Origin of the sequence: Vibrio sp. 1F279 (assembly GCF_041439815.1) — a bacterium.
Taxonomy (GTDB): domain Bacteria; phylum Pseudomonadota; class Gammaproteobacteria; order Enterobacterales; family Vibrionaceae; genus Vibrio; species Vibrio tasmaniensis_A.
The window spans coordinates 13,133-16,834 of the sequence record NZ_JBGOOU010000056.1 but is presented as its reverse complement, the minus strand read 5'-3'; the positions used below and the strand labels follow the sequence as shown (position 1 = coordinate 16,834).

At 43.8% G+C, this 3,702-nt stretch carries 3 protein-coding genes; 1 reads left to right on the top strand and 2 read right to left on the bottom strand.

The features are described from left to right. Nucleotides 1-260: Lrp/AsnC family transcriptional regulator (locus ACED60_RS24005; RefSeq protein ID WP_371728617.1), on the bottom strand; the 260-nt coding region annotated here is incomplete at its 3' end. Between the two features lie 142 nt (nt 261-402). On the opposite strand from ACED60_RS24005, the gene ACED60_RS24000 reads away from it, so the two are divergent. Next, nucleotides 403-2,214, top strand: a complete 1,812-nt coding sequence (locus tag ACED60_RS24000; RefSeq protein ID WP_371728616.1) for a PLP-dependent transferase — start codon at nt 403-405, stop codon at nt 2,212-2,214. Between the two features lie 290 nt (nt 2,215-2,504). On the opposite strand, the gene ACED60_RS23995 is transcribed toward ACED60_RS24000, so the two are convergent. Further along, entirely contained in the window at nt 2,505-3,398 is an 894-nt protein-coding gene (locus tag ACED60_RS23995; protein WP_009846978.1) for a nuclear transport factor 2 family protein, read from the bottom strand. Nucleotides 3,399-3,702 lie beyond the last annotated feature (304 nt).

Here is a 3,702-nt window from a genome sequence, read left to right as displayed (position 1 = left end):
TCGATGTGCTGTTCAAAGTCTCGCATGTTCTCTTCTGTCGGCTTTTCAAGTTTCACCAACACAAACACATTGACTGGCAGGCCACACGCTTCTTGGTCAACACTGGCGTGATAGCCGCGAATAATCCCTTGTTTCTCTAATGCTCGAACTCGGCGTAAGCAAGGAGAGGGCGACAGTGCTACTCGGTCGGCCAACTCTTGATTAGTCAGCCGAGCGTTGCTTTGCAGTTCAGCCAGTATTTTCTTATCGATCTCATCCATTGGCATATTCCATCAATATTGAATTTAGTTTGGCAATATTATTGCTCAAAGTATATGTCTTACTTCGCAAATAGCAATTTTTAGCATCTGCACAAAACTAAAATTAAAGGAGGAACAACCAGCATGGAATGACTTAGGAACTATGAATACTTCAACTCAACTTAGCCCGCTGCGTAAAACTACCAAACACGAACAAGCAGAAGCCCTTGCCATTGAGCAAGCCAAGCATTTTGGTATCGACCCAAACAGTGATTACGGCGTCACGCTTATCGAACTGGCGACGACACTGTACAAAGCCAATACCAAGACACACGATCTTTGGGCATTGACGGTTGATGGCCTTTCAGAGCTCGATAAGAGCGACCGAATCGCTTGGTTTAACGCCAAACGTTTTTTGTCATTCCAGATCGCTAAGATCCTCGACAATCTGCAAAACCCAATGCGCGCCACTTACCAGTCTATTGCCACCAATAATGGTAATTTTGCATCCAAAGGTGCGTATCCTATCTTCGATAATGTCGCTGCTATTTTCTCTGCGAGCCCTGTGATTACACGTACCGCGACCTATTTGTTTGCGTGTACAGAATGGATTGAAGATGCGTTTAATGGTAAGGAGCCGCTGCACGATATTTACTCTCGACTGCTTAACCCAACATCGATTTCACTGGCTAACCACATGGTTGATATTGAGGCAGGCTCTAGAGCCAATGAGTACCTCGCATGGAACTTTAACTCGGGGATGGCCGCTATTGATGGGTTGTTGAGCCATCTACTTGGGTATGAAGACATTGTCTTAGCTTCACGCAATATCTACGGCGGTTCTTACCAACTGTTGGAAGATTGGTTTGGCAAGCCTTCGAACCTGAATGTCGCGGTAGAGTGGGTGGATGGTTACTCCGGGGATGAGTTTGCGACGCGACTTGATGAGGTTGCCGATAAATACGCAGATCGCATCGCTGCGGGTAAGAAAATCTACGTCTACCTAGAGTCACCGTGTAACCCGCATGGACACGTGTTAGATGTTGCTAGTATCAGTAAAGCAGGTCACTCTCGTGGTTGGGATGTGATTGTTGACTCGACAGTGGGCACGCCTTTATTACACCCAGTACTGAAACGTGATGATGTGATGGAAAGACCCGATTATGTTATTCACTCTTACACCAAAGAACTGGCGGGTTCTGGCACCACAACTGCTGGGGTTGTGATTGGCCGTAACGAGACCATGTTTATTCCAAAAGGAGAGGAGGTCACTTTCACCAAACCTAACGGCGATGAGGTCACCATTCCATGGAACGAAACGCTGTTTTGGAATGTGTACTACATTAAGGGCGCATTCCTAGACGCAGACAAAGCGTTTGAAGTGCTCAATGGTATGAAAACGTATGAGATGCGAGTGGTGCAAAAAACGATTAATACCCTGGCTCTGGCGAAGATCTTCGATGCCCACCCAGACATCAATGTGTCGTGTCCAGCTTTGCCAGACAGTGATAACTATGAGCACTGCCAGAACAACATGTACTTGGGTTTGCCAGCCGCGCTTTTCACTATCGATATGGAAGGCAACGGCGACCGTGTACCAATCAATCGAGATGGGTTTAAACAGTTCTTTGACATGCTTGAGCCAGCAATCGGCGTGCAAGTGAGCCTTGGGCAAACCAACACCGTGGCCTTGTGCCCAGCACTGACCACGCACTCAGAGCTCAGCGATGAAGCGCTTAATGAAGCAGGCATCAAACCGACCACAATGCGTATCTCTATCGGCTTAGAAGATCCTCGAATGTTCATTGCTCATATTGTCGAGGCCGCCAAATTGTCGATTGACCGTAAGCACGTCGATTTCTCATCGAGTTTCCCGAGTGGTGACAGTATCGATGAAATTTATATGCAAACCTATATGGATGTACATCAGAGGTTCGTGAAGAACTTGCCGAAGTTTAGTCAGCTGAGTCAGTAACTTAGGTCAATAAGGAAAGTTAACAAGAGAAGCCAGTGAAGTAGGGTAGCTGTAAACGTTAAATGAAAAACGTAAGGCCTCGAACTGCGAGGCCTTTTGGTATTCGGGTAATAACAATAAACCAATCTAGAACAAATCTTAGAAAAACGCGTCGATGAATCACCTAATAGCCTTTAACTCGTGGAATGTGGGTAATTTATTTCTTATAACATAAGGCAAATATGAGCGGAAAAAGTAGTTTTTTGGACAACACTGATGTTGAGCACTTTTTCCACTCAATGAAGCTGCAATTAACGTTGGCTAGGGTAACCAAACACATCGTTCTCGTTGGCTGACTCTCCAGTTTGAGTTTCTGCAATATCCCAATGCTCTACAATTTTCCCTTCGTTATTAAAGCGGAAGATATCAATGTAACCAACACCTAAATCGCCTTTTTTACCGAGGTCAATTTGCTTAGAATGAACAAGAACCATGTCACCCATCGCGATTGTTTTTGCTATCTCCGTTTTTAGCTTAGTCCCGTTACTGTTTAAGTAATCAAGGTAACCAACCAATGCTTTTCTACCATTTGGAACCTCTGGGTTGTGTTGAATATAGGTTTCGCTAGAAATATACTTTTTTAACGCACTTGTATCCGCTGGGTTTTCAAAGCTTTTCAACACAGCAATGGCTCTGCCTCGATTACGCTCGATGTCTTGAGTTGCATCATAGATATTCGCGTCTGGCCCTTGGTACATGGTGTTTTTGTTTTCAGATTTTTCCGGAACTTGTTGGTAGTGATCCCAATGCTCTACCAGCATGCCATTTTCTTCTCTCCAGATATCAACATAAACATATTCCGCACCGTCTGAAGTTGTCCAAACAGAGTGTATTGCGACATAAGGACCTTCTGCAATGGTACGGTAGATATCTACTTTCACGCCAGGATCAGCAGTTAACTCGCCAGCTACCGCTTTAATCAGTTCTGCTGGTCCATCGCCATAAGCTGTAGCGTGTTGGATGTAAGTGTCACCAACGTACTTTCCGAAGTTGTTCAAATTCCTATAAACCAGTACATCTTCATAGAAGCCTTCCGCTAGTTTAATGGATTGATTAGTTTGAGCATCAATGGTGCTTAGGTTAGCAAAGCTTGGGGCAGTAAATAGACAAACAGCCATTCCGATTGCAACAGATTTAATAGACATGATTCTTCCTTTTTAGGTTTGTTTTGTTTGAGCACCTGTATGCTAGCCAGTCTAATTAATTAAAAAAAATAGGGCATTATTCATACTTCTCATGAACAAATTCGATTGGTTGTAGTTGTAGTTGAGGTAGTTGCGAGGTGGTAGGTAAAGTCTATTACTTAAATCGAGATCTAATGATGGTCACGGGATACTGGCTGGGATCTGATAACTACTTATTTTAAAGGGCAAATCAGAGCAATATAATTACTCTGAATAGATGAATAGATGAATAGATGAATAGATGAATAGATGAATAGATGAATAG

What these genes read in the sequence shown, in the direction of transcription:
- ACED60_RS24000 (WP_371728616.1), top strand. Translation starts at nt 403, where the DNA reads ATGAATACTTCAACTCAACTTAGCCCGCTGCGTAAAACTACCAAACAC.
- ACED60_RS23995 (WP_009846978.1), bottom strand. Translation starts at nt 3,398, where the DNA reads ATGTCTATTAAATCTGTTGCAATCGGAATGGCTGTTTGTCTATTTACT.